This window comes from Bradyrhizobium sp. WYCCWR15520 (genome assembly GCF_056174665.1).
In genome coordinates this window covers 1-560 of sequence record NZ_JBWBWM010000183.1, presented here as the reverse complement: position 1 = coordinate 560, position 560 = coordinate 1, and the positions used below count along the sequence as shown (strand labels likewise).

The 560-nt window shown below is 52.3% G+C and carries 1 protein-coding gene; it reads right to left on the bottom strand.

What is annotated here, in order from left to right:
• Positions 1 to 560 (bottom strand): sigma 54-interacting transcriptional regulator (locus AC0QUY_RS42770; RefSeq protein WP_475391765.1); only part of this gene is annotated, 560 nt, incomplete at both ends.

The following is a 560-nucleotide window of genomic DNA, read 5'->3' as shown; positions in this document are numbered from 1 at the left end:
AACCTTTGACCTCCATTTGGAACAATGCGTTGTATTTGTCGATAAAATGCTGGGTGAGCGGCATGATATCTTCCTTTCGATCTTTTAATGGAGGAATGAACAAGGTGACGACACTCAGCCTGTAATACAAATCTTTTCGCAGTCTTTGCCCGCTGACCGCGTCGACTGGATCTTCGTTCATCGTCGCGATGATCCTGACATCGATCGGAGTATCCTTCGAAGCGCCGATCCGCCTGATCGTTTTTTCTTGAATGGCGCGCAAAAGCTTTGCCTGCAAGCTGAAGTCCAAAGAATTGATCTCGTCAAGGAGAAGTGTGCCGCCGTCTGCTTGTTCGAAAAGACCCGGGCGATCGACGGCACCCGTGAATGCGCCTTTGGCCGTGCCGAATAAAAGGCCTTCGACGAGGCTTTCCGGGAGGGCTGCGCAGTTTTGTGAGATGAATGGGCCAGTCGACCGCTGGCTTCCGTTATGTATACTTTGGGCGAACAGTTCTTTTCCGGTTCCGGTGTCGCCGACGATGAGAATGGAGGAAGAGGTCCGGGTCGCCCGCTTTGCATGT